General features: G+C 44.7%; 22 protein-coding genes. 5 read left to right on the top strand and 17 right to left on the bottom strand.

The window, feature by feature from the left end; translation table 11 throughout:
- Positions 1-132: 132 nt before the first annotated feature.
- The 7 genes from MHH63_RS04075 to MHH63_RS04045 form a co-directional block, all read right to left on the bottom strand.
- Positions 133-1,149 carry a LacI family DNA-binding transcriptional regulator gene (locus tag MHH63_RS04075; RefSeq protein ID WP_341171233.1) on the bottom strand — a complete coding sequence of 339 codons (1,017 nt, stop codon included), beginning with the start codon at positions 1,147-1,149 and terminating at the stop codon, positions 133-135.
- 72 nt (positions 1,150-1,221) lie between these two features.
- Entirely contained in the window at positions 1,222-2,340 is a 1,119-nt protein-coding gene (locus MHH63_RS04070; protein ID WP_341143448.1) for a hypothetical protein, read from the bottom strand.
- On the bottom strand, positions 2,337-2,831 hold the full coding sequence (locus MHH63_RS04065; protein ID WP_341171232.1) for an RNA polymerase sigma factor: 495 nt from the start codon (positions 2,829-2,831) through the stop codon (positions 2,337-2,339). Before MHH63_RS04065 ends, MHH63_RS04070 begins: the two co-directional genes overlap by 4 nt.
- Before the next feature lie 178 nt (positions 2,832-3,009).
- Entirely contained in the window at positions 3,010-5,073 is a 2,064-nt protein-coding gene (locus MHH63_RS04060; RefSeq protein ID WP_341171231.1) for a glycosyl hydrolase 115 family protein, read from the bottom strand.
- Between the two features lie 624 nt (positions 5,074-5,697).
- On the bottom strand, positions 5,698-8,232 hold the full coding sequence (locus tag MHH63_RS04055; protein WP_445321751.1) for a ComEC/Rec2 family competence protein: 2,535 nt from the start codon (positions 8,230-8,232) through the stop codon (positions 5,698-5,700).
- A 262-nt stretch (positions 8,233-8,494) separates the two neighbouring features.
- Complete coding sequence (locus tag MHH63_RS04050; protein ID WP_076137388.1) at positions 8,495-9,013, bottom strand: deoxycytidylate deaminase; 519 nt, start codon at positions 9,011-9,013, stop codon at positions 8,495-8,497.
- A 112-nt stretch (positions 9,014-9,125) separates the two neighbouring features.
- Complete coding sequence (locus tag MHH63_RS04045) at positions 9,126-9,827, bottom strand: helix-hairpin-helix domain-containing protein (RefSeq protein WP_341171229.1); 702 nt, start codon at positions 9,825-9,827, stop codon at positions 9,126-9,128.
- 187 nt (positions 9,828-10,014) lie between these two features.
- Here MHH63_RS04045 and comER point away from each other — a divergent pair, with 187 nt between their 5' ends.
- Complete coding sequence (gene comER, locus MHH63_RS04040; RefSeq protein WP_036677548.1) at positions 10,015-10,866, top strand: late competence protein ComER; 852 nt, start codon at positions 10,015-10,017, stop codon at positions 10,864-10,866.
- Between the two features lie 61 nt (positions 10,867-10,927).
- Here comER and leuS read toward each other — a convergent pair whose 3' ends face one another.
- The 6 genes from leuS to MHH63_RS04010 form a co-directional block, all read right to left on the bottom strand.
- Positions 10,928-13,378 (bottom strand): leucine--tRNA ligase, encoded by a 2,451-nt coding sequence (gene leuS, locus MHH63_RS04035; protein ID WP_341171228.1) that lies wholly within the window; start codon positions 13,376-13,378, stop codon positions 10,928-10,930.
- Positions 13,379-13,895: 517 nt separating this feature from the next.
- Positions 13,896-14,963: an AI-2E family transporter gene (locus tag MHH63_RS04030; protein ID WP_036677553.1), complete on the bottom strand. Its 1,068-nt coding sequence runs from the start codon at positions 14,961-14,963 to the stop codon at positions 13,896-13,898.
- A 179-nt stretch (positions 14,964-15,142) separates the two neighbouring features.
- A complete protein-coding gene (locus MHH63_RS04025; RefSeq protein WP_036677557.1) occupies positions 15,143-15,352 on the bottom strand; it encodes a hypothetical protein in 210 nt (69 codons plus the stop codon).
- A 14-nt stretch (positions 15,353-15,366) separates the two neighbouring features.
- The gene (locus MHH63_RS04020; RefSeq protein WP_036677560.1) at positions 15,367-15,888 is read right to left on the bottom strand and encodes a PRC-barrel domain-containing protein; all 522 of its coding nucleotides are present in this window, start codon (positions 15,886-15,888) and stop codon (positions 15,367-15,369) included.
- A gap of 92 nt (positions 15,889-15,980) precedes the next feature.
- On the bottom strand, positions 15,981-17,132 hold the full coding sequence (locus MHH63_RS04015) for a cysteine desulfurase family protein (protein WP_076278813.1): 1,152 nt from the start codon (positions 17,130-17,132) through the stop codon (positions 15,981-15,983).
- Between the two features lie 128 nt (positions 17,133-17,260).
- Positions 17,261-17,716, bottom strand: coding sequence for a DUF523 domain-containing protein (locus MHH63_RS04010; RefSeq protein WP_076129681.1), 456 nt, complete (start codon positions 17,714-17,716; stop codon positions 17,261-17,263).
- Between the two features lie 156 nt (positions 17,717-17,872).
- Between MHH63_RS04010 and MHH63_RS04005 the strand changes: the two genes are divergently transcribed.
- A complete protein-coding gene (locus MHH63_RS04005; protein WP_076129680.1) occupies positions 17,873-18,541 on the top strand; it encodes an SOS response-associated peptidase in 669 nt (222 codons plus the stop codon).
- A 249-nt stretch (positions 18,542-18,790) separates the two neighbouring features.
- On the opposite strand, the gene MHH63_RS04000 is transcribed toward MHH63_RS04005, so the two are convergent.
- The 3 genes from MHH63_RS04000 to MHH63_RS03990 form a co-directional block, all read right to left on the bottom strand.
- Positions 18,791-19,849: a glycosyltransferase family 4 protein gene (locus tag MHH63_RS04000; RefSeq protein ID WP_254849017.1), complete on the bottom strand. Its 1,059-nt coding sequence runs from the start codon at positions 19,847-19,849 to the stop codon at positions 18,791-18,793.
- Between the two features lie 64 nt (positions 19,850-19,913).
- Positions 19,914-21,122, bottom strand: coding sequence for a glycosyltransferase family 2 protein (locus tag MHH63_RS03995; protein ID WP_076129678.1), 1,209 nt, complete (start codon positions 21,120-21,122; stop codon positions 19,914-19,916).
- Positions 21,123-21,280: 158 nt separating this feature from the next.
- Positions 21,281-21,655 (bottom strand): hypothetical protein, encoded by a 375-nt coding sequence (locus tag MHH63_RS03990; protein ID WP_076129677.1) that lies wholly within the window; start codon positions 21,653-21,655, stop codon positions 21,281-21,283.
- A gap of 271 nt (positions 21,656-21,926) precedes the next feature.
- On the opposite strand from MHH63_RS03990, the gene MHH63_RS03985 reads away from it, so the two are divergent.
- Positions 21,927-22,370 carry a carboxymuconolactone decarboxylase family protein gene (locus MHH63_RS03985; RefSeq protein ID WP_076179371.1) on the top strand — a complete coding sequence of 148 codons (444 nt, stop codon included), beginning with the start codon at positions 21,927-21,929 and terminating at the stop codon, positions 22,368-22,370.
- A gap of 179 nt (positions 22,371-22,549) precedes the next feature.
- On the opposite strand, the gene MHH63_RS03980 is transcribed toward MHH63_RS03985, so the two are convergent.
- On the bottom strand, positions 22,550-23,002 hold the full coding sequence (locus tag MHH63_RS03980) for a MarR family winged helix-turn-helix transcriptional regulator (protein WP_076179370.1): 453 nt from the start codon (positions 23,000-23,002) through the stop codon (positions 22,550-22,552).
- Positions 23,003-23,130: 128 nt separating this feature from the next.
- Between MHH63_RS03980 and MHH63_RS03975 the strand changes: the two genes are divergently transcribed.
- Together MHH63_RS03975 and MHH63_RS03970 are read left to right on the top strand one after the other, a co-directional pair.
- The gene (locus tag MHH63_RS03975) at positions 23,131-23,577 is read left to right on the top strand and encodes a GNAT family N-acetyltransferase (RefSeq protein ID WP_280753808.1); all 447 of its coding nucleotides are present in this window, start codon (positions 23,131-23,133) and stop codon (positions 23,575-23,577) included.
- On the top strand, positions 23,574-24,191 hold the full coding sequence (locus tag MHH63_RS03970; RefSeq protein ID WP_076179369.1) for a YczE/YyaS/YitT family protein: 618 nt from the start codon (positions 23,574-23,576) through the stop codon (positions 24,189-24,191). Before MHH63_RS03975 ends, MHH63_RS03970 begins: the two co-directional genes overlap by 4 nt.
- The last annotated feature ends 4 nt before the right edge of the window (positions 24,192-24,195 follow it).

The raw sequence follows: 24,195 nt of genomic DNA, 5'->3' as shown, positions 1-24,195 counted from the left end.
GACTTCCTACGCGAAAATATTACCCAATCAAACCCAAGTTTAGTGTTTAGATAAACTTAGGTCCAATAAAAGGGGGAGTGCCCAACAAGCTAAGAAATAGCTGCTGGGCACTCCCCTTTTTATAGTTCAAACTTATTTGTAAGACTTCACCGACTGCCCTTGCTGCAAGGTCGGCGGGAAACGATATGTAATTGGAACAGAAGCTCCCTTATCCTCGATACAAGAGAGTATAATCTTGGCAGCCTGCATCCCCATCTCGTAAGCAGGCTGACGGATTGTCGTAATGACCGGATTATAAATTTGCGCGAATTCCGCATCATCTATCCCGATGACCGACAACTGTTCTGGAATAGAGATGGCATTTCGATTCGCATATTTCAGAATTTCCGCTAGTGTGATGTCGTTCGTAGCCAGCAGTGCAGTTGGCGGCTCCGGCAGTGCTAATAAGTGTTCCAGCCCCGAAGCTAATTCCTCTTTGGATACACTGCAAATATACTCCTCACGCAGCGTTATGCCCGCTTCTTCCATCGCTTTTTTGTAGCCACTAATCCGCTCTTTCCGAGGGGTAATCGCATGCTCCCCAATTGGAAGGGACACCAGAGCAATCCGCTCATGGCCTTGCTGAATTAGCTGCCCTACGCCTATCTTTGCCGCCATTTCATTATCCAGCAATAGACTCTGCGTGGTGATTCCATCTACCAGACGATCCATAAAGACTAGCGGGAAATCAGCCTCTACCAGCTTGCTATAGGCAGACGGGTTATTCCCTGTAGGAAAAATAATCAGCCCATCCACCTGACGAGCGATTAAGGTTTCTACATATTTGCTTTCTTTCTCCGCATTCTCATCTGCGTTGCATATGATCACTTGGATTCCGTGATGCTGCAGCTCATTCTCAATCGCCCGGATACATTGGATTGACAGCGTGTAGTCAATATTAGCTACGATGATCCCGACCATATGCGTCCGGTTCTGCTTCAGACTGCGCGCCAGACCATTTGGCTGATAATTAAGCTCCTCAATTACGGCCTCAATCCGGTTTTTCGTCGCTTCGCTCATATATTTAAAACGTTTGTTCAAAAATTGGGAGACCGTACTTTTCGAAACTCCCGCTTTTTGAGCCACATCTTCAATCGTTAACTTCTTCATCGCTTCGGCTCCACTCTTCTCAAAAGAAAATACTTTATCAAAAAGTATAGCTTTTATTTAGTGATTTATCTACTAGGGAGTCTGACTGTAAAATTCCTGATACAGCTCATTTTGTCGCTCTTCTGATAAAAATGCCCAATCTTCATCTAACCACCCTGGTCCACCTTTCGTAAGAATATCCGCTTTATAAAGTTCTCCATTCATCTCATATTCCATGGTTAACGATTGTCCATTAATGTCTCTAAATCCAATGGTCGATGCAGGTGTTTGAATGCTTAAGGTCTCCATATCATAAAGCACTGTTTTGTCTTGGTATGTCTTATCTACCGGGTATTCTAGGTAACTAAATACGATCTGGTCATGCTCCTTATCCACTGCGATTATTGACTTATATTCTAATAGCTCCCAATCAAAGGACGTAAGCTCTTTCGGTACCACAGATTCTCCTGTCGCTGCTTTTTTAACATTTAGAATAAAAAATCTACCATTCTCCATAATGCCTGAACCTATAGTCTTCGTATAGGTAAATAGCAGAGCGTAATCGCCCGCTCCAAAAAATCCACTCAAATATTGATAAGTACTTGCCCCTCCTGCATAAAGAGGTAAAGTATAAATCCTAGTAGCTGAAGAAGCCGATAATTCCGTCTGGTCCTTCGAGCTCAGGTAAAGAGTGAACGGTTCTGTAGGATGTGTGTACTTTGGCTTCTTGTAGTCCACCATCGGGGGTGGCGGCGACCAAAGGATTCCCGCTGTTGTCTCAACGGCATACGCTTTACTCTTATCTCTGTTCATTGGCAAAGGCATGTAGTATTTCTTACCGCTAATCTCAAATTCTACTGGACTTGTCGGAGGCTCTATTGCTTTATCATTAGTTGCAGGACTAGAAGAAGGCAGTATGCCTGCGCCTTGTGACTGAACGGATGACGAATGAATTGGCCCTGTGTTTTTCCATATGCCCATAGGGAAGGTAAGCGCACCTATCAACAAAATCGTAGCCAGACTGGTCAACACCACATTTTTATTTATCCAATAACGTTTGTAAGCTGAACTTTTATTCGCAGCAGCCTGTTCGATCCGCATCATTAACTCAGGCGTAAAACCATCTTCAATGAAAGGATTTTTGCCTGCTTGCGCATACCAATCCGTCTGCCCGATCATCACTGGATTACTATCATCGGCGTTGCGTTTCATTCCCTCTCCTCCTTCTGGATAGCCTCTTTAACCTTCTCTCTCGCCCGCGCGAGCCGAGATTTCACGGTTCCTTGTGCTACATTCAGCAAATCTGACATTTCGGCAATGGATAATCCATGTTGAATATCTAGCACAAGCACCTCTCTGTTCTTCTCTGGAAGGGTCATAATAATTTCCCAGATCCGGTTCGCATACTGATTGCCAAGGGCTTCTTTTTCCGCAGAAGGTGCATTAACAGCAGCAGGTTGATCACCCAAAGCTATGAATCTGCGCCAAAAGCTATTTTTGCTCCAACTGAAGGCCGTATTTCTGGTAATCGTAAGCAGCCAGGTTTTCATCGAAGATTGCCCCCGGTATTTCCCAACATTCTTGTACGCCTTCAAAAACACTTCTTGGCTGATATCATTTGCCTGCTCTCGACTTCTAGTTAAGAAAAAAGCATAATTCCACACATCCGAGCCATACGCCTCCATCATTTCCCGCAAACTCATTGCGGGCGCGTACGCTGCTGTATATGGTATATCTTCGCTTAGCATGTTTCGCCTCACCCCTTGCCTAATAAGACTTTCCAAATTTGAAAAAGTTCCCTCTAAAATAAAAAATAGGTCATTCATAAAAAAACACCACCGATGAACGTTTAAGCGTTCACTAGTGGTGTGTGGATATTTTTTAAAGAGAGCTGAATTTCTCCTGTAGCCGCCGTGCAAGCTCATCGTCCGGTAACGGATTACGATGCGTATTTTCCAGATAGATATGCTTTTCGGTCTCGGGCATCAAATATTCCTTATACCATAAAAACATATCCGGACTATCCCCCTGAATCCGCAAAAATTTACGGGCCGTTTCTACATGATCTATAGTGTTGGCAATATTGGTCAACCAATCAGCCCGATAAAAATGCTCCCACTGGCCGATCTCTGCCCGTAAAAGAGCCTGCTGGCCCTCCTTATAATCCCAAACCGCATGAGAAGCTTCGATAAACGCCTCTGGAAATCGCTCTTCTTGGTAACACATATACGCCTGGCAAAGAGAGGATAATCCTCTGCACCCGCTCCAATGCAGCTCAATTTGAACTAGCAGTTGAACATGCAGCCTGTTTCGCTCTTTTTCGGGTAAAAGTTCCATCACCTCTAGGCACTGCTTTCGCAGCAGATACCAGACTAGTACAACTCGCTCAGCTCGATCCCTGAACCATCGAACCTGCTCTACAAAAGGAACATCCCCTGCGGCCCAGCGCAGTCGCTCATCGCTCTCCGTCTTATTTTGCAGCCAATGCCCTATAATCTGCCTTGCCGGATGATGATAGAATTCATCGCCTGCGCGGTCGTCAGCATTAGGACCATATACTATGGTGTTTTTGAAGTAGCTTTTGTACAATTGTGCAATTCGCCCCTGCTGCGCTGTGTAGAAACGGTTAACGAAGGTCTGAAGCTGTTCATCAGCATCTGCTGTTCCATCCATCCACAACTTTGCTGTCAGATCTAATGTATAGAGATGAGGCAAAATATTCCCTGAATTCACTAGCAGATATTCACTAGCCCCTGCCGCAAATGCCCCCTGTAATTCCTCCACTATAAAGGACGGATCCGTTGGGAATTGTGTTAGATGATTGGAGGCCTGCAAGTCGTGGAAGGTGACGTGGTAATATACCCCGTTTTTGCCTTGATCTCCTGCCTCGGGTAGAGCAGGCACGCGCAGATTCAGATGGCCATGTCGTCGCGACACCATTTTACCGTATCCGTTATCCGCCCATATTTTAATAACACCTTCTGGCACTTCGATCTTTCCTTGTTTATACAGCTCCGCAATTTCTCCGTACATCGCCATACAGCACACAGGCTGGTCCACATATTCACAGATCATATCGTATTGCTTGCGAACTACAAATGAGATCAAATCGCCCCGTTTCTCCGGAGTATCAAAAGAGGGATCATTCTCCCAAAAAGGTTTATCACCCTGTCCGCGGAAAGAGAGCACCCAGAGTGTTTTTTCATCTTTTTGCCGCTCAATGGCCTCTCTCCACAGCTTTTCAAACAATTCTGGATATTCTTTATAGCTGGCTTGCTTGCCCGGAAAAGCACGTAGGAACATTTGCGCGCCAAGCGGCTCCGCATGATGATGTGTGATCCACAGTCCCATATCCACCGCAAGCTGATGATGAATTCCGTTTCTCGGCAAATCCGTCCCGGGGATTACCATATTTCCACCACAGCGCAGCAGCGCTTCAAAAACAGGCTCCCATACCTCCGCCGTCGGAGGATAATCCTCCTTCCAGCCGATAAGACACACTTCATCATTCACGAACCAACCTCGGTAGCGTACCTTTGGCTGAATGCTGTTGTAATCAGAAACAGGTAGATTGATCGCATCTTTCTTAACAGGAGGAAGCTCCGCCCAGAACCAGAAGGGATCGACACCAAGCACGTGGCGGCTATAATGAAGCATCCCATAAATAATGCCCAATTCATCGCGGCCGATAATATGCAAGATCCGATCCTCTTCACTACCTGTAAAACGCAAACAAAAACCCTCCGCCCATTCCGGGCAGCCATCATCCTCTGTCGCATAACGAATAATTACAGTAGCTGCTGCTCCTTGTACCGGAGCTTTTCCGAACACCTGCTCATGATCCCTGGCGATCATCCGCCAAGCATATCCAATTGGATTACTGCGTTCTACTTGAACATCATATACACTTTCCGCTGTGACTCTAAATTCTGCATATGTATTCACTATCGCTTCATCTCCTAATTCGCTACAAAACACGGAGGACACAAGCTTCTCACCACCGCACTTTGCAACATAGTTTAAGTAGGCATAGAGTTTACCAGAATCTTCTATCTCTATTATAAAGCGTTTACATATATTGTGCATGCGTAATAATTACTGGAGGAGGACGACGGCAACTGGATTAGAGCAGCTGGTGCTAGAACAAATGGACTGGGATCATCAGCAAGTAACAGGAACTTATGTGAAAGTTAGTATCGCTACAACGATAATATGTAACTGAGATGCTTTGATATGTTCATATAGAGCGTTTAGTTGCACTTTGTGCAACTAAAAAAGATCTTTCCAGCTCATAAAGTGATTTAGTTGCACTTCATGCAACTATTTCTGCTCAAATTTAGAAAAATAGGCGTTTTTCCAGATTTTAAGTGTACAAAGTGCAACTAAATGAAGAACCAGCTACTTTAAAGTGCGATCTATTGCACAAAGTGCAACTAAACAAGGTTTTAGTTTTATAGTGGTGTAAAAGACCACGAAAGGAGCTTTAAAGGGGCTTTAAAGGGACTTTATAGAGTCTGCGAAAATTAACATACACCACCCAGCGCTCAATCACATTACTCGACTACCTCCCTAATCCGCTCCCTCCGCCAACTTATGACGCACAATAATCCCTTCGGCCCGCACACGCATCTGAATCTCTCCCTGCTGATCCGTTCTATAAATAGCAGCTTGATTAGCTTTCAAACGTTCCAATACCTCAGCTTTCGGATGACCATATAGATTATTTACTCCTGCAGAAATTACAGCAGCGGCTGGGTGCCAAAACTGCAGCCAAGACTCGCCTGTTGAAGTTTTGCTCCCATGGTGAGCTACTTTTAAAACGTCAATGACAGGTCCTGCGTTAATGCGCTTTTGCAGGGCTTGCTGCACAATCTCGTCCTCGGCTTCCAGATCCATATCTCCGGTAAACAGAAAATTTCTTCCGTTCATCTCTAGACGAAAAACTACAGAATCGTGGTTCTGATCCTCCAGCAGTGGGATGCTATTCAGCATAGAAGAACCTGACGCTGCTCCCTCTCTATCTTGTTCTTCCGGCCATAAAAAGGACAGCTCCGTCTTATCATCCGGGGAAAGCCTCATTCCCTGATGTACGGCATACAGTTGAACATTGTTCTCCAGCGCAGTCCGCATCATCTCCATATAAGATTCACGGTCAGCGAGTGTGCCATTAAAAAGCAGTGCCGAAACCGGAATCGCCTCCATAACGGCTTGGAGTCCCCCGGCATGATCCTGATCCCCATGAGTCAAAATAATCGCGTCCAGACGGTGGATCCCACGTTTTTTAAGCAAAGGCACCAACACTTTAGCCCCTACCTCGAACGGGCTGCGGCGAATGCGCCATTCTTCTTTTTGCCCAAAATTTAACGTTCCTCCACCATCTACAAGAATATGAGCTCCTTTTGGTGTAGTGATGAGGATACTGTCGCCTTGCCCGATATCCAGGTAACTAATCGTCCCTTTACCCGCCTGACGTTCTGACTGATAACCCTTGTACAGCATTAGGCCCAGTCCAACCGCAGATAGTAGAACAATCGCTCCGCTCCAACGTACAATCTTAGGTTCATCCAAAAAATACTGTGCGCTCCCCGTTCCCCCAAACCCGCCGTGCTTGTTCACAGATAAACCAATCTCAGCTAACGGCCTCGTCTCATCCTCCATATACTGAGGTGTTGCGCGGGCTTCTACTCTTAGCTTGGCAGCATACAACAGCCCATACAATAAGACATAATACACTCCAATCCACAGCAGTGAAGGCGAGCGCCAAATCAGAACTCCACCAGCAAAACCATTAATCCATTCAACCGCATAAAAAGTAACGTTATTCAGCAGCTCCGTAATATGTGCCAAAAAAATCGCGGCATCTCCCCACAATCGTCCAAGCACTAGCGCAAGCGTTCCTAACGGCAATACGATAAAAGTAATAAAGGGCACAAAAACCAGATTAGCCACTAAAGACAGGAGAGAAAATTGATTAAAATAATAAATCGTCAATGGAAATGAGACCAACTGGGCAACTAGAGTCACAGAGACGGCGCTTTTAAGCCAGCGTGGCAGTGCGCTCAGCAGAGGGTCCATAAGCGGAACGTAGACCATTAATCCTAAGGTCACCAGAAACGACAACTGGAAACTGACACTGAGCAGCATGTAAGGATTCCAAATCAGCATAACCAGTGCCGCTGCAGCCAAAATATTCAGTCCATCCTTCAGCATGCCAACTCGTGCAGCGAGCAATGCAATCATACTCATTAATCCCGCACGCACGATAGACGGACCCGCACCTGTCAACAGGACGTATACAGGAACGAGCACTAAGGTGACTGTTAGCGTGGTTTCTTTTGTCATCCGTAAGCGCCTGAATATAAATAAAAGAACACCAACATACACCGCAACATGCATACCTGAAATAGCGAGGATATGTGTCAAACCAAGTTGTGAGAACTGCTTAAAGGTATCCGGATCGAGATCATCCTGCATCCCAATCACCAAACCCTTCATATATCCAGAGTGGCGCGCTTGAAACAGCCGATCCGTCTCCGCTCCAAGAATTGCCCGCGCTTTATCATTCCAGCGTAAGATCATTAACGGATTCCATGAATCTGGAGCAGTTGCTTGTACATTTTCTGCACCTTGACTCTTTAGAATCCAGTGAATCTTCTGCGTATGCAAATAGGCCCGATAATCAAACCCTCCGTAATTCCGCGCTGTTGCTGGCTCTTCAAGTACACCGTTTAGCGACACCTGATCCCCTCTGCGCCACTCCGCAGCAATAGCGATTTCTTGCTCGGCAAGTAGTTTGATCTGCACCATAATTAACTCCCCATGCACTCTTTTATCTTGTTCGTCCCGCGGATCAGGCGAAGCGGCATCTTCCTCAGTAATCAACGATAACTCTGAGAGCTTCATCGTGAAATCAACCCGGTCCCCGTCCCGTTCCACAACGGAAACTATCGTCCCCTTAGCCTCCACGGCAGTCTCATTCAACTCCGACAATAATCTCCCTAGCGCTTCAGGCAGGTGACTTACATTGCGGCCTTCATTCCATTCCCAATATCCAGCGGATAAACTAATCGCCAAACAAAATATCGCCAGCTGTTTCCATCTCATGTTCACCCAAACCCTCATACTCACCAGTAAAATTAATAAACCAGCCCACGCCAACCACGTTCTAAACCCTGAACCTAAACACGCTGCTGCGCTTCCAGCAATCCAGCACACTGTAAAACTTAATAAGGGTCTCTCCTTCATGCCTCCACTCTCCTCCTTTCGCAAGATTTAACAAAAAAAAAATAACCTCTGCATACGCCATAAAAGCGCACGAGAGGTTCTTCCTCAAGCCATCTTATTCAATTAGGGTTGTACAATACAGCTACTCAGCTACTTTAATCATCGTTTCACTTGGCGGCTCATAGTTCTCCAATTGGCGAAATACGATGCCTTTGGCAGCCATCATTGCTTCTACCTTTTCCATATCCTTACGGTAAGGACGATAATACACAATCTCCACAATACCGCTATTAGCCAGCATATTTGCACAGGTCCAGCAAGGCTCATCCGTCACGTAGACGGTACTGCCTTCCCGGTCAATCCGGTCTGTGAATAGCAAAAGATTCTGTTCGGCATGAATCGTGCGAATGCAGCGCTGTTTCTTCACCATAGTCTCTACGCCATCCACGATCTCCATCTCATATTGCTCCGAGAGCATACAACCTGCCTCTGAGCAATCAGGTACGCCCATTGGCGCCCCGTTGTACGCGGTACCAAGCAGCTTCTTGCCTTGCACCAGTACAGCACCTACATGTCGTCGTGAGCAGCGTGAACGAGTTGAGACCATACAGGCAATGTCCATGAAATAAGTATCCCAGTCTTTACGATAGGCAGTAGTCATAATCAATCTCCATATCCTTCTAAATAGTTGTTAACTATTGTAGCACATCCCCGCAAGTTTTCACTAGGACAACGGTTGTGGCACTTCCAACGATCTTCATTTCTTATTATCTTCAAAATATTACTAAAGCTTTTAACTTCTCCAGCATTTTAGGTCCTATCCCCTTTACCTTCCCCAGATCAGAAAGGCTGCGAAAGGTCCCTGCACGGTTGCGGTAATCCATAATTGCCTGAGCCTTCTTTTCTCCGATACCCGGAAGATCCATCAGCTCCTTAACACCCGCAGTATTCACATTTACTTTACCTTCCTGTGAAGCTGCTGATATGGAAAGCTCAGTCTCCTCCTTAGCCGCAAGTACCTTGCCCCCTGCCGGCGTTTGCTTCCCTGCAATGTTTGGCGTTTGAACTTCTGCCCCTGCTGGTGCTTGGCCTTCTGCCATTGGCGTTTGGCCCGCTCCTTCTGCTCTCTCCCCCGCAACTGCTGTCGAAGCTTTTTCAGCTTCCGAAGTTTGATCAGCTTGTTCTGCTTGCGCTGCCTCCTTAACCTTCTCACCTTCTTCAGCATTCCCAGCAGCTTCAGCCTGCCCTGCATCTTTCTCTAAATGTAGCTTATTTCCCTTCGTCTGATGACCTCCCTCACTGCCCCCAGCAGCTGGAGCGGCACCAGACTCAGCGATTCCAACCGCTTGCTCCATACCAACATTCAAAGTCTCCCACCCGGCAATCCCGGAATCGCCCTTGCTCCCTGCCGCCCATAAAAGCCCACTTCCTATTACAGCAGCAGCCACTCCGAGTACGATACTTCCTTTATTCATATTACTTTCCTCCTCACAAAAATTCTGCTTATGCCTTTTTGTGAATCTTCATACATTCCTGCGGCTGGAAACTCCTTTAATAATTCATACAAAACCTGTCATCTGTCCAAGTCTATCCTGCATACATATAACGAAGAGCATTCATGTCAGTTAGTAAATAAGCAACGCTAGAAAGGAGGAACCACAGGTGAAAGTTGGATTTATCGGAACAGGCAGCATGGGCAGCCTGCTGATTGACGCCTTTCTTTCTTCCGGAGCCCTGAATCCGTGCGATGTACTCGCCAGCAACCGCAGTCTGAATAAACTGCTGGAGCTAGAAGATCGTCATCCCGGCATAAACTTATGCGGAAGCAATAGTGAAACAGCGACTGGAAGTGACATTGTTTTTTTATGTGTAAAACCGCTGGAATTCAAAACCTTAACAGATGAGATCGGCCCTTATCTCCGTAGCGATCAAATCGTCGTATCCATTACAAGTCCCGTTCAATTGCAACATCTGGAATCCGCTTTGCCGTCCAAAATAGCCAAGATCATCCCCAGCATTACACACTGTGTCAAAAGTGGGACATCACTGTGCATATTTGGCAGCAGGCTTAATAAAGAAGACAGGCTCGTGCTGCTGCAGCTGTTGTCTTTCATAGGTGTTCCTTTGGAAATTCAAGAGGCCCATACCCGAATCGCTTCTGATTTCTCCAGCTGCGGACCTGCGTTCTTGAGCTATTTCATTGAACGCTGGATTGAAGCTGCGGTGGAAGTTACCGGGATTGAAGAGACGTTAATCAGCCGGCTTGCAGGTGAAATGCTGCTTGGAACAGGCAAGCTGCTAACAGAAGGAGAATTCACCCCGCAAGAGCTTCAAGAACGTGTAGCTGTCCGTGGTGGGATTACCGCAGAGGCACTGAACCATCTTCGCATTAGCCTTGAGGGCGTATTCGAACGTCTCATCATGACTACCCATGATAAATACGATGAGGATGTTACCAAGCTGGATGCGTTATTTGGGCATGACGGTATTATTCAAAGTCCCGTAGACCGTTAGAAAACAATAAAACCCGCAGCACGGAATTCTCCGTTGCTGCGGGCAATATTGCGTTCTTCGCTTAACCCACTACGATATTTACAAGCTTGCCAGGAACCGCAATGATCTTGCGTACGGTTTTACCTTCTACTGCTGCACTCACATTCGGGAGTGACAACGCATGAGCTTGCATCTCTTCTTGACCCATATCCTGCGGGATCAATGCGCGTTGTACGATTTTACCATTTACCTGAATAACGATTTCAACCTCAGCATCCACCGTCCATGCTTCATCATACGTTGGCCAAGCCACGTAGCTGATACTTCCTTCGTGACCGAGCAGCTGCCACAGCTCTTCAGCGATGTGAGGCGCCAGTGGTGACAACATTTGTACGAAGTGTTCAGCAGCTTCTTGGGACAAAGTTTCTTGCTTATAAGCATCGTTAATAAAAATCATCAATTGGCTAATTGAGGTATTGAAACGCAGATGCTCGAAATCATCAGTGACCTTCTTAATGGTCTTGTGCCAAGTGCGTTTGAACTCGTCAGTGCCACCGTCTGCTGTGATTTTGGTGCTCAGCTTACCATCTTCACTCACGAACAGGCGCCATACACGGGACAAGAAACGGTGAACTCCTTCTACACCCTTTTCATTCCAAGGTTTGGTTGCTTCCAGAGGGCCCATAAACATTTCATACACACGCAGCGTATCTGCACCAAATGCTTCTACAATCTCATCAGGGTTGATGACATTTCCGCGTGATTTACTCATTTTTTCATTATTATTTCCAAGAATCATACCTTGGTTAACCAGCTTATGGAAAGGTTCTTTTGTTTCAACTACGCCGAGATCATAAAGCACCTTGTGCCAGAAACGTGCATAGAGCAAGTGAAGCACGGCATGTTCTGCTCCACCAATATACAGATCTACTGGAAGCCATGCTTTTTGCTTCTCAGGGGAGCAAAGCTCTTGATCGTTTTTCGGATCAATATAACGCAGGTAATACCAGCAGCTGCCCGCCCATTGCGGCATGGTGTTCGTCTCGCGGCGAGCCTTCATGCCAGTCTCAGGATCGATAGTTTCCACCCACTCTGTTACATTCGCAAGTGGAGATTCCCCTGTACCCGAAGGTTTGATTGCCTCTACATCTGGCAGTACCAGCGGCAGCTGATCCACCGGAACAGTCTTCATTGTGCCGTCTTCCAAATGCAGAATTGGAATCGGCTCTCCCCAGTAGCGTTGACGGCTGAACAGCCAGTCACGCAGACGATAGGTTACTTTGCCCTTACCTACGCCCTTCTCTTCCAACCAAGCAATCATCTTCGCAATCGCTTCTTCATTCTTGAGTCCATTCAGGAAATCAGAATTGACATGCGGTCCATCTCCGGAATAAGCCTCTTCTTCAACGTTGCCGCCTTGAACGACTTCCACGATATTCAGGCCGAATTGTTTAGCAAATTCCCAGTCGCGAGTATCGTGACCCGGAACTGCCATAATTGCTCCCGTTCCGTAACCAGCAAGCACATAATCTGCAATCCAGATTGGCGCCTTCGCACCATTCACAAGATTAATTGCATATGCGCCTGTGAAGACACCGCTCTTCTCTTTCGCCAAATCCGTACGCTCCAGATCGCTCTTACGAGAAGCTTTTTCACGATATTCTGCCACAGCAGCACGCTGTGCTTCAGTTGTAATCACATCAACAAGCTCATGCTCTGGTGCCAATACGCAGTAACTTGCTCCGAACAGTGTATCTGGTCGTGTAGTAAACACGGTCAGGTTAGCTTCGTGACCTTCAATGTTAAAGTTCACTTCTGCACCTGTTGATTTCCCGATCCAGTTGCGCTGCATATCCTTGATGCTTTCGGACCAATCCAGCTCTTCCAGATCCTCCAGCAAACGCTCAGCGTACTCTGTAATTCTCAGAATCCATTGACGCATCGGTTTGCGCACGACAGGGTGACCTCCGCGCTCACTTTTACCATCGATAACCTCTTCGTTGGCAAGTACCGTACCCAGTGCCTCACACCAGTTAACAGGTACTTCTGCTACATAAGCCAGGCCTTTGTTATACAACTGGATAAAAATCCATTGTGTCCATTTATAATAATCCGGATCTGTCGTACTGATCTCGCGGTCCCAATCGTAGGAGAAACCCAGCGATTTGATCTGACGACGGAAATTATCGATGTTCTTATCGGTAAAATCACGTGGATGCTGGCCGGTATCCATCGCATACTGCTCTGCCGGAAGTCCAAAAGCATCCCAGCCCATCGGATGCAAAACGTTGAAACCGCGCATCCGTTTGTAGCGAGAAACGATATCCGTCGCTGTGTAACCTTCTGGATGACCTACGTGCAGTCCTGCACCTGACGGATACGGAAACATATCCAGTGCATAAAAATTAGGTTTTTCAGGATCTTCTCCTGTCTTAAAGCTTTTGTTCTCATCCCAGAATTTTTGCCATTTCGGCTCAATAGCCTGCGCCCGGTAACCAGTAGCGGGTATGCTATTTGTTTGATTGTCGCTCATTGTCTGCTCCTCCTTGGAGTGTTACTTCTTAGATTTCTTATTTCTTAACCAAGCATATACGCCCTCGTTGTCTTTATAAGGACAGTAAGCATTTATGCGGGAAATATAAGACATGAAGTATTGCGTGAAACGTATACTCTCTTATATTTACAAAAAAACCTCCCATCCCTAGCGTATTATCGCTAGGGACGAGAGGTTATAATTCCCGTGGTACCACCCTAGTTAGCGGCTGAATATACTTTATTCTGCCACTCACTTTGCACCCTTTAGCGGGGGTGAGGCGACGGCGGTTCATTCATGACATCCATTATCTCTTATGGATATCCTGTAAACTTGCACCGTTACTCCGAGGTGAGTTCACTCTGTTCCGTTAACCGACTCGCACCTTAGTGCCGGCTCTCTGCAATAACGGTATAGAATTAATACTCCTCATCATCGAACAACTATATACTGAGTCATCAGTAATATTCCCCAACATTATATACAAAACTGTTATCAATAGTCAATGATTATCCCTTTATACAGGCTTTCGTTTGATTAAAAACGCCATAAAGTGTTGAATAACGACTTTTGCAGCTGCAAAGAACGGTACAGCAAGGATCAGTCCAATCATCCCTGCCAGCTCACCACCTACCAGCAATGCAAAGATAATAAGCAGCGGATGCAAATGTAGCGTCCTGCCTACTACCTGTGGAGAAATAATATTGCTCTCCACAATTTGGCATAAAGTGTTTACCACAGCAACCAGTAGAACTAATCGAAAAGAGACGGTCGAAGCCATCACAATAGCAGGTGCAGCCCCTAGAAAAGGACCCATATACGGAACAATATTAAATACTGCCACCACACTGGCGAACAGTAAGGCATAAGGCATTCCGACGATAGCATAGCCGATATAGGCGAGCACACCTATAATGATGCAGACCAGAAATTGTCCGCGAATGTAATTGCCGAGCGCGGCATCAATATCTTTTAACAAAGTAACAATAGACTTGCGGCGTGCGCGGGGCAGACAAGAGACCACCGTCCGTTCAAATACGTCAAAATCCTTCAGAATATAGAATACCAGAAACGGCACGATAAAAGCATTGAACAGCAAGTTAATCGTTGTCCCTATGTTATCGAGAAAATGAGAAATCCCTTCGGCCAGACGATTCTCCAGTTGAAAAAACCAGTTGTTCATCCCCATTTCAACCCCAGGTGGTATTAGCCTTGTATTCATATGGCTCATCAGGCCTTGGGCTTGCAGTGTGATCTCAGGCAGATGTTCATTTAACTCTTCAAGCTGCTCAATAAACATCGGGATAAGGTTGATGGCGATCACGGTAATCGCCGTTAGAAACACTGCATATATAAGTAGAACAGCTACGCTACGCGGCATCTTCCGTCCGGCCAGCATACTAACCACGGGATTCAGCACATAGGAAATAATCATAGCTGCCAGAAATGGAGCGAGGATTGCCTTTAAGAATACAAAAATCCCCTGCAGCATCGGACGAAGCAACCAAACAAAATACAAAATGATCAGGGATAGCAGCACTCCGATCATCCAGCGGAACCATTTACTTTGGGACCATTGTTCCATGAGAGTACCCTCCTGCGGTAGAGCCTGGACTAGCTTCGTAAATAAGTATATGTATGGCCGCAGCAAAATAACCATCAAACACACAAAAAAGCGTCAATAACCTTGCAACTGATTTCAGCTGAAAGGAAATTGACGCTTAAGTACATAGAGCAGTCTTGCTTACAAAGCAAGATTCATAGTTAAGACGACGCATGAATTTGCGGGAAATCCTGAGTCATATCATCCCCGGAGAACAGGTCGTCCAGTGAGCTTAGTGTGCCGTCTTCTTCAACTTGATAAACCGACATTTTCTCGCCATTTACCGTCAATTCGATGAAACAGCCCCAGCAATAAAACTGGTGGGAACCGATCTTTCCGATATCTTTGGAGTTGCAGTTTGGACACTTCATATAATACATTCCACCTATCCGTTAACAATATTAATGGCTTTTTGTAGCCGTTCTTCGCTCATCGCAGGAACCATTAATGCATTCTCACCAATGGACATCTCGTCAGAACAAGGCAGCCATTTGCGGCCTTCGATCAAATCAGTGACAAGCCCGTCACTAATTTCCAGCGCTCCTATTGTGTTTCCCAACTTTTGGTCAAAATAAACATCAGATATTCGTCCGAGTATAGTTCCAGTTGTAGTTAGCACTTTTAAATCCTTAAGTTTGTTCTTTCCAAGTAGAAAAGTACAAGGTATATGATCGGCATCTATCTTATCAATCGACTCTTTACTACGAATCATGACAGCATCCTCGCCGTAGGCCACAATATCTTCCCATGCCACAAATTTCACATGGCCACCAAAAAAAGATTTGCTTTCCAGTTCAATACCCGTAATATTCCAGTTTGAATCGAGCAAAATATCGACAATTTTGCCGATTGCGTTACCCTCTTCAACTTCATATACAGCCAAGCCGATCAGATCTTGAAGTTTCATGGCTGCTCGGTCTCCTCACTTTGAGTGTAATTACGAGTTCTCAAAAAGTGAAAGCCCGAATGATCAGGATACCTATCATAGCCTAGAAGTAACTAGTCTCTGATACGCAGCCGATTCAGAATGGTTTCAACTTTTCGAGCAACGTACTCAATTTCTTCAGTAGTATTACCCAAACCCATGCTAAATCGAATCGCGGACCCTAAAATATTTTCTGGAAGCTCCATTGCTCTCAGAACATGGGATATTTCCAGTGATCCTGACGTGCAGGCTGAACCGCTTGCCGCCGCAATCCCGTCCATATCCAGGTTCATCAGCATAACATCTGTTCTAGCTCCCGGGAAGCTCAAATTCAGTATACTTGGCAAAAAATGCTCGGTATTGCCGTTAATCGAATAACTTTCCCGGCCAATCAGCGCATCCAGCTCTTCAAGTAGTCTATTGCGCAGGAGCTGCACTTTTTGTCGACGTTCTGATAGACCTGTAACTGCTATCTCAACAGCCTTGGCAAATCCAGCAGTACCTGCTAGATTTTCTGTTCCGGCTCGTCTGCCGCGCTCCTGAAGGCCACCGTGGAGTCTTGGATGCAGCGGTGCTCCACTCCGCACATAAAGGCCACCGATCCCCCCAGGTCCATTGATTTTGTGAGCTGTAAAGCTCATGTAATCTACCGGAAGCTCCCGCAGTGTGATCGGTAAGGCACCCAGAGCTTGTACAGCATCAACATGGAACAGAATTCCCCGCTCTCTGGCAAGCTGGCCAATTTCCTGAATCGGCTGAACGGTTCCCACCTCATTATTGGCATACATTACACTGATTAGCACCGTGTCTTCCTGCACCGCTGCTTCTACGTCTGCAACGGATACTCGGCCTGTAGAATCCACAGGAAGATAAGTAACCTTAAAGCCTTCCTTCTCCAGCTCTTCGCAGGTATGTAGCACTGCATGATGCTCTATCGCAGAGGTGATAATATGATTGCCTTTCTGGGCAACAGCAGCGACAGCTCCATAGAGGGCTAGATTGTCGCTTTCGGTTCCGCCGCCAGTGAACACCCACTCTTCCGGCGAGCAGCCTAAAAAGGCGGCGATAGTATCGCGCGCCCCATTTAATATTTTCTTGGCTGAACGTCCGAACTGATGTACACTGGACGCATTTCCATATTGTTCTGTCATTATATTCAGCATGACCTTGGCCACCTCGGGATGAACCGGAGTTGATGCGGCGTGGTCCAAATAGATGGTTTTCATCATTCATTTCTCCACTTCTAGGGTATAGGACAATAGTTCGTTTTTAAGAACTATTAAATTATACCGCGCGAGAAGTTAGTTTTCCACAAACTAAAGAACACAATATTGTAATCAATTCCCTACATAGGCTAGGATAATGACAGCCAATTCTCTTCAGAGGTAACTTCTATGCCGTTTTTTCTAAGTAAAGCCGCAGTCACGCCGTTGCCAGCGATCTTCTTCCCTTTGAACTCTCCGTTATAAATCATGGTGCTGCCGCAAGAAGGACTGTTTTCCTTGAGGACTACCATCGTGGCTGAAACCTCTTGAGCTTTTTCAAGCGTAATATAGGCCCCTTTTAAATATAGTTCTGTTACATCTGTTCCCGACCGGTCCACTACTTTTGCCGTTCCTGCAAGCACATCCTCACCATCCCCGCCGACAATTTCAGCTGGCTCTCTAGGCGTAGAGAATCCCCCTAATAATTCCGGACACACAGCAATAGCCTGATTCTCATTCAAAAGCTTCTGAATTTTCTCATCCAAACAATCCGTACCATTATATCTTACCTTCATGCCAGCTAAACAAGAGCTTACCAAAATCACCTATATGCACCGCCTTCTTCATTCATTGTGCTTCGTTTATAATAAGATACAACCCTCAACAGCCGTTCAAGCTAAGAAATATTTCGAGCATAACATGCTGATTACAAGCTGTAAACAAATCTAGCCTCAAAAACGACCGAATGGGAAGTGTATAAAATGTGCGGACGATATACAATAACAGTCACCATGGAAGAGCTAATGGTCAGATATTTTGCCAATGATTCTACCATTATCCACTATGCTCCAACATATAACGCAGCACCCATGCAGCAAATTCCGGCAGTCATTAACACAGGGTCCAGCAATAAACTTGGGGAACTGCGCTGGGGTCTGGTTCCTTCTTGGGCCAAAGATGATAAAATCGGCAGTAAAATGATCAATGCCCGGGCAGAGTCACTCCTTGAGAAGCCTTCTTTCAAGCGATTAGTAAGCTCCCGCCGCTGCATCATCCCTTCTGATGGTTTCTATGAATGGAAGGCACAGGGCAGCAGTAAACAGCCCATGCGAATCGTGATGCGCGATGGGGGTATTTTTTCAATGGCCGGATTGTATGATATTTGGATGGACCCTGAAGGTAATAAATTAAGTACCTGCACGATTATAACGACTACCCCAAATGAACTTATGGCTGAAATCCACAACCGTATGCCAGTTATTTTGAAGCCTGAGGATGAGCCTGAATGGCTAAGCCGGAGTAATCAGGACGCAACTTCGTTAATAAAGCTTCTTAAACCCTATGATCAGCATCAAATGAGAGCCTATCCGGTTTCCACTGCAGTGGGAAATGTCCGGAATAATACGAAGGAATTAATCAATGAGATATAGACAGCAGGAAGTCATATTTATAAAACACATTTAAAAAAGTGGATCGTAGCAGGGTTAGTATTTCTGAGTTTATTTAGAATTCTGTTCTTTATATTAAAAGAGGTTATCTTTTCTTATGTCACTCTCCCTGATCCCTATAACAATATTATTCAAATGGTGGGAATGATTGTCACCCTTTTATTGACACTAATTCTGACCTCGTTGTTAGTCCATGAAAAAACATCTTAACCCTGCAGATTAACCGCAGAGTTAAGACCAGCGCCGCTCAATTTGAATTCTACGTCCCATCAATTGATGATACATCTGTAGAAATCTGTCTGCATACAGCTCGGAGGACAGGTTAGTCCGGATATGCCATTCTCCATTCATCCTGATTCTGGCCCGCAGTGCCGGATCATCCATTAAGGATAGAGCAGCATTCACAGCTTCATCCAGCTGCCCTCTCGTGTATATTTTTCCAGTGTGATTGTTAATGACGAGTCTTCGAACGCCGTCTGAATCTGTAGTAAGTACAGGACAACGGCACAACATCGCCTCAGCAACCGCGTATCCAAATCCTTCCAAAATTGAGGTCGAAAGGAGCAACCCTCCCGAATCACCAATAATGCTCATATAATCTGCCATTTGCTCATGAGGAATATTGGAATACGAAATTAATCGTGAAGAAATCCCTGTCTCAGCTACAAATTGATCAAAGCTTTCTTTTTGCTCTGGATCAAACAACGTATCATCCTGAAAAATCCATAAATAAAGCTCGGGATGGATCGTCAGCAGCCTTTGCCCGATTTGCAGAAATTCCCGCCAATTCTTATTCGTTTGAATGCGTCCTACCCAACCGAGGATAGGGAAACTTTTGGCGGGATAATTGGTATATCCAAACTGATCGCAATCGATCGGATCATCAAAACAATATTGTGGAATGGTTGGAAATCCGCCTTTGAAAAGCGCCTGCAAATGGGTTGTTTCCGGATACAGCAGTGCATCGGTGAGCCTGTAAATGCGCTCTGTAAAATTATTAACGACCTGCTCAGCTTCATCTAAGGTACCTAAACCCTGCACTTCAAAAACAAGCGGCCCTTTATACCCAAACCCTCGAATCCGCTCTGCTAAGTTAATATCCGTACACACTACAATTAAGTCAAATGCTTCCCGAGCAAGCATTGCCCTGATCTCGTCATCACTATTGGTAATATGCGTTTGAATGTTACGGATATTCTGCTGTCCTTTTCCATGGTGTGTATACAGTAAATGGCACTCTACACCGCGAGCATATAACGCTTGGCAGCGAACTCGGTTCAGAGTTTGCATACCACCACTCGGGTTATAAAAAGTGAACAAAATCTTCATCATGATCACTCATTCGCAAATTATTTTAGGTAAAAGAGGTCTTCAACAAATCATACAAATCTGCGCTGCGAAACAGCTCATTATAATAGTGGCTTTTGGTCGAGGGGACATGTCTGTGTCGAAATCCAATCAAGCTATGATCATCCGTGTAGTAGTTGGAGATCGTATCCCCACCCGTAGTAATCAAAGCTTCCAGCATGTACTCAATATCGAGCGCTCCTATAAAAACCTTTGGACCTAAAACTATCGTAAATGGGGTGGATAGCTGCTCAATAGCACTGCAAATCGCGTGTGACTCCACAGCCCCAGGCAGCCAAGCGAACGCTGTCGCAGGATGAGGTATGGTTTCCAATAGAGCTGATGGCTGACGTGTAGTTGATAAATCCAGCACCCGGCATTCATAATTGCTATACGTTTGTTCGTACAGATTCTCTATCCTCGTTATTTCATCCGCACAAGCGTTCACTACAGGATATAAAACGGTAATCATCGCCGGAATCCCTCTGCGAAACCGCGCCTGATGGCGGGTCAAATGATAGGCATATCTCCATCTACGATGATTTTCAACCGAATGTAACTGGGCAGATACACTAAAGGTAGAATCCACACGATAATTCACCAGTTCCACCGGTATAAAGCGAATCTCACAATGTTCAGCCAGTCTCAGCCAGTAATCATAATCTTCCACCGGTTCCATTCCATAAGCTCCAACAAGCTTCGCAATCTGTGTTTTGTACATAAAAGATACGCCAATGAGCGAATAATCCAGCAATCTCTCTTTGGGCTGTGACTGATAATTACGCTGCGTAGCCAATTGATGTTCGTTGTGAAGAAACTTTCCCTCGTTATCGATGCTTTGAAAAGAACTGAACACGATGCCTAACTCCTGTGGACCTCTAACTAGCGCCCCCCGAAGGATTTCGAGGAAACGGGGTTCATAAACATTGTCGCTGGAAACCCAACTCAAATATTGAATACTGGGCTCACTAAACAAAAGATCAAAGCCAGTATTCAGTGCATGTGCTATACCCCTGTTCTGTGCGTAAGAAATAACCGTTACCCTCGGATCTTCGACAATAATGGAGCTCACGAGCGGTTCCATATCTGGTGCTCCATCGATCACAACAACCAGCCGAAAATTGGTAAAAGATTGGTGTAGAACAGACTGCAGAGCTTGCCGCAGAAACTCCGGCTTTTGGGTATACACAGGCATAACTACTCCTACATCCGCCATGATTTTTACCTCTCTCTACATTGGAGTATAAAATCAGTATATTTTGATTCCTCTCATATGATTGTGTGAATGCCCCTAAAATACTTTATTGCGCCTAAAAAAGCAGCAATCGCCCTATTTCTTTCAGCGACTGCTGCTTAATGGTCTAAACGTTACTATTATATAGGGATAGATAATGCCGTAATCTGCGTCAATTCAGATTGAAGCACTCGCTGATCAGTAACTAGATTTCCGAACTCGTCCAGCCCATACACGGAGGTAACTACTTCTGCCAAAGGAAAAGGACTACTAATTTGTACCTCGTAAGCCAAATTGCCCCCAATGAAAAACTCTCTAATATCAGAACTCTTTGCAGGAACGTAATACCCTGTGACATAAAGCGGAGTAAGAGCTGGCATCGAATATGGAACACCAAAAACTTCGACGATCATCATTGCACTCGCATTACTTGTGTTACGAACACTGACTACTACATTACTTGCTGCAGTACCTGTTGCTCTTGTATTTGTAATAAGACCTGTTGTATAAGGCATTTCCTCACTCCTCCTTTTGGTTTCTATCAACTTATTCACCAGGAAGCCGATAGTTGTGAGGCAAGAGGAAGGGGAAACTCGTGGAATAACAGCCAATTAGACAGGTAGAAGATTATATTGATATCATTTCCGTTCCGCTTTGAGGATATGTCGACGGGTGATTTCTGCCTTCTTATAAACAAAAATAAGTACAAATGTTCGCATATAAAGAATAATAGTGTTAAAATAAAGTTATACTAATCCTAAACTAAAGCCTAAGGAGTCTTGCCTAATGAGTCAAAGAGTTGCTTACAATGAAGTTGCACCTGAGGGTATGAAAATCATGATGGATATGGAGATGTACACCAAAAAATCTACGATTAATCGGACTACAAGAGAACTTATCAAAATCAGAGTTTCTCAAATTAACGGATGTGCTTTCTGTATAGATATGCATACATCCGAAGCTCGTAAAATGGGTGAAACTGAACAACGAATTTATTGTTTAAATGTTTGGGAGGAATGTACTTTTTATACACCTGAAGAGAAGGTTGCTCTAGAACTAGCTGAGCATATTACGCTAATCCCTTCCAAAAGAGTTCCGGATGAGCTATATAAGCAAGTACGTGAACATTACGATGAGAAACAATATGTTGATCTTGTGCTGATTATTAATCAAATCAACAGTTGGAACAGAATTTCTATTGCAATGGGAAATACCCCCGCAGCACAATAATTAACATTAATTAACCTTAATGAACACTTTAGGGTGTTCTTTTTTTATTCTCCGCTCCGCACGTTCCACGGCTCCGTTGATATATGAATCATCTCATTAAAATGCCCTGCCAGTATAATCACTAGCAAGGCATTTTTTCTTGCGATCGTGTTGGGTTAGTTCAATAACAATTTCTGATTTTAGTACTCTCTTTTATTTCCCTTCTTTACGTATTCCCACTCAACCTCAACATTTTTCCTAACTCTTTGCAAAAGTCGAAACAAGACTTCCGTTTCTTTTTCAGATAATCCTGCTAACGCAACCAAGTCGGTATGGTCCCCTTCTCTCTTCAGAAAAGAGTAGGCTTGTTTGCCTTTTTCAGTTGTGAATAACCTTTTTATTTTTTTGTTCGTTTCATCGTCTTTCTTTTCAATAAAACCTTGGATTTCAAGCTTCTGAATCGCACGTGCTGCTGTTGTTCGGTCCACCTTTATCATTTCCGACAGCTTTTCTTGAATAATGCCCGGATTCTCATATATCCGGACCAGATATAAATACTGCCCCTTTGTAAGCTCTAATTCCTTGAACTCTATATTACTTATGGAATCTAATGCCCTCGCTATCATTCCAACTTCACGAAGGATCTCTTTCATTCAATCACCTACCAGTTCCAATAATGTTGTATTTACAACAATATTGATTGTATATATACTTATAATTGTCGTTAATTCATTATGACGTTTTTCCTAAAAAAAACAAATACAGAATGGAGTAAGCAAGAATGAATCTTAAAAGAATTACACTAATCGAGGAACTTGAAGCTGCATTTTCAATCAGAAAAAAAGTATTTGTTGAGGAACAAGGCGTTCCCCTTAATGATGAATTTGATGAATTCGATACACTGAATGGAGAATGTGAACATGTCCTGGCCTATTATGATGGGCAACCAGTTGCCACAGGAAGGATCCGCGTTCTTGATGGTATAGGTAAGTTAGAGCGTATTTGCATCCTAGAACCTTATCGTAAATTTGGAATTGGGAAAAAAATTATTTCTGCATTAGAAGAGATCGTGGTGGAAAAGGGGCATCAAATGGTTAAATTGCACGGGCAAACTCAGGCGGAGGGCTTCTATAAAAAACTTGGTTATCGGGCTTCATCTACTGAATTTATGGAGGATGGCATCCCTCATCTTTTAATGACTAAAGATCTTTCTGCTTCAAAAGAATGAAGAAGTTTAGTGTAACTACGTTTTCCATTTTCACTTGCGGGATTTTCATCTTAACCCTAGGCGTTTCACTAACAATAATCTCTGACCTTGGAGCGTCACCTTTTGATGCACTTTTAGTGGGTCTATCCAAAAATGTCGGTCTTACAGTAGGCAGTTGGGAAGTGCTGATCGCATGCCTATTGATTGGATGTAATTCATGTTTATCCAAGCAAAGACCGGAATTATTAGGGCTGGTAACTGCATTCATAGCAGGCTTAGGTATTGATATGTGGCTTTTTTTGTTTAACCATCTGATCGAGCCTAATCTGTGGATCAGTAAAATTGCTTTTTATGGTTTAGGCTTAATCGCAATTGGATTAGGTACATCCATTTATTTATACGCAAATTTCGCACCGATTCCAGTGGACCGGCTAACATTAGTACTGCAAACGATAACTAGGCTTAGTATACTATTTACTAGAACAATCATTTATCTTGTTTTCTTATTTGCCGCCATTATTTTCAATGGGCCTATTGGGATTGGCACTCTACTTACCATTTGTTTAGGCGGATTAATTCTTAATTACTTTATGCCACTTACACAGAAAGTCTTGGACCGATTGCTACAACATTAATAGC

Source organism: Paenibacillus sp. FSL H3-0310 (assembly GCF_038002785.1).
GTDB classification, from domain to species: Bacteria; Bacillota; Bacilli; order Paenibacillales; family Paenibacillaceae; genus Paenibacillus_AQ; species Paenibacillus_AQ odorifer.
The sequence above is the reverse complement of the archived record's forward strand: the minus strand, read 5'-3'. Positions and strand labels throughout refer to the sequence as shown.

Bases quoted from the DNA above. Each gene is read 5' to 3' on its own strand.
- MHH63_RS04025 (WP_036677557.1), bottom strand. From the start codon at position 15,352: ATGAAGTGTCCAAACTGCAACTCCAAAGATATCGGAAAGATCGGTTCC.
- MHH63_RS04050 (WP_076137388.1), bottom strand. From the start codon at position 9,013: ATGACTACTGCCTATCGTAAAGACTGGGATACTTATTTCATGGACATT.
- MHH63_RS04075 (WP_341171233.1), bottom strand. From the start codon at position 1,149: ATGAAGAAGTTAACGATTGAAGATGTGGCTCAAAAAGCGGGAGTTTCG.
- MHH63_RS04015 (WP_076278813.1), bottom strand. From the start codon at position 17,132: ATGAAAACCATCTATTTGGACCACGCCGCATCAACTCCGGTTCATCCC.
- MHH63_RS04045 (WP_341171229.1), bottom strand. From the start codon at position 9,827: ATGAATAAAGGAAGTATCGTACTCGGAGTGGCTGCTGCTGTAATAGGA.
- MHH63_RS04020 (WP_036677560.1), bottom strand. From the start codon at position 15,888: ATGAAACTTCAAGATCTGATCGGCTTGGCTGTATATGAAGTTGAAGAG.
- MHH63_RS04000 (WP_254849017.1), bottom strand. From the start codon at position 19,849: ATGCAAACTCTGAACCGAGTTCGCTGCCAAGCGTTATATGCTCGCGGT.
- leuS (WP_341171228.1), bottom strand. From the start codon at position 13,378: ATGAGCGACAATCAAACAAATAGCATACCCGCTACTGGTTACCGGGCG.
- MHH63_RS04055 (WP_445321751.1), bottom strand. From the start codon at position 8,232: ATGAGATGGAAACAGCTGGCGATATTTTGTTTGGCGATTAGTTTATCC.
- MHH63_RS03980 (WP_076179370.1), bottom strand. From the start codon at position 23,002: ATGAAAGAGATCCTTCGTGAAGTTGGAATGATAGCGAGGGCATTAGAT.
- MHH63_RS04005 (WP_076129680.1), top strand. From the start codon at position 17,873: ATGTGCGGACGATATACAATAACAGTCACCATGGAAGAGCTAATGGTC.
- MHH63_RS04030 (WP_036677553.1), bottom strand. From the start codon at position 14,963: ATGGAACAATGGTCCCAAAGTAAATGGTTCCGCTGGATGATCGGAGTG.
- MHH63_RS03985 (WP_076179371.1), top strand. From the start codon at position 21,927: ATGAGTCAAAGAGTTGCTTACAATGAAGTTGCACCTGAGGGTATGAAA.
- MHH63_RS03990 (WP_076129677.1), bottom strand. From the start codon at position 21,655: ATGCCTTATACAACAGGTCTTATTACAAATACAAGAGCAACAGGTACT.
- MHH63_RS03995 (WP_076129678.1), bottom strand. From the start codon at position 21,122: ATGGCGGATGTAGGAGTAGTTATGCCTGTGTATACCCAAAAGCCGGAG.
- MHH63_RS04065 (WP_341171232.1), bottom strand. From the start codon at position 2,831: ATGAGTTTGCGGGAAATGATGGAGGCGTATGGCTCGGATGTGTGGAAT.
- MHH63_RS03975 (WP_280753808.1), top strand. From the start codon at position 23,131: ATGAATCTTAAAAGAATTACACTAATCGAGGAACTTGAAGCTGCATTT.
- MHH63_RS04070 (WP_341143448.1), bottom strand. From the start codon at position 2,340: ATGAAACGCAACGCCGATGATAGTAATCCAGTGATGATCGGGCAGACG.
- MHH63_RS03970 (WP_076179369.1), top strand. From the start codon at position 23,574: ATGAAGAAGTTTAGTGTAACTACGTTTTCCATTTTCACTTGCGGGATT.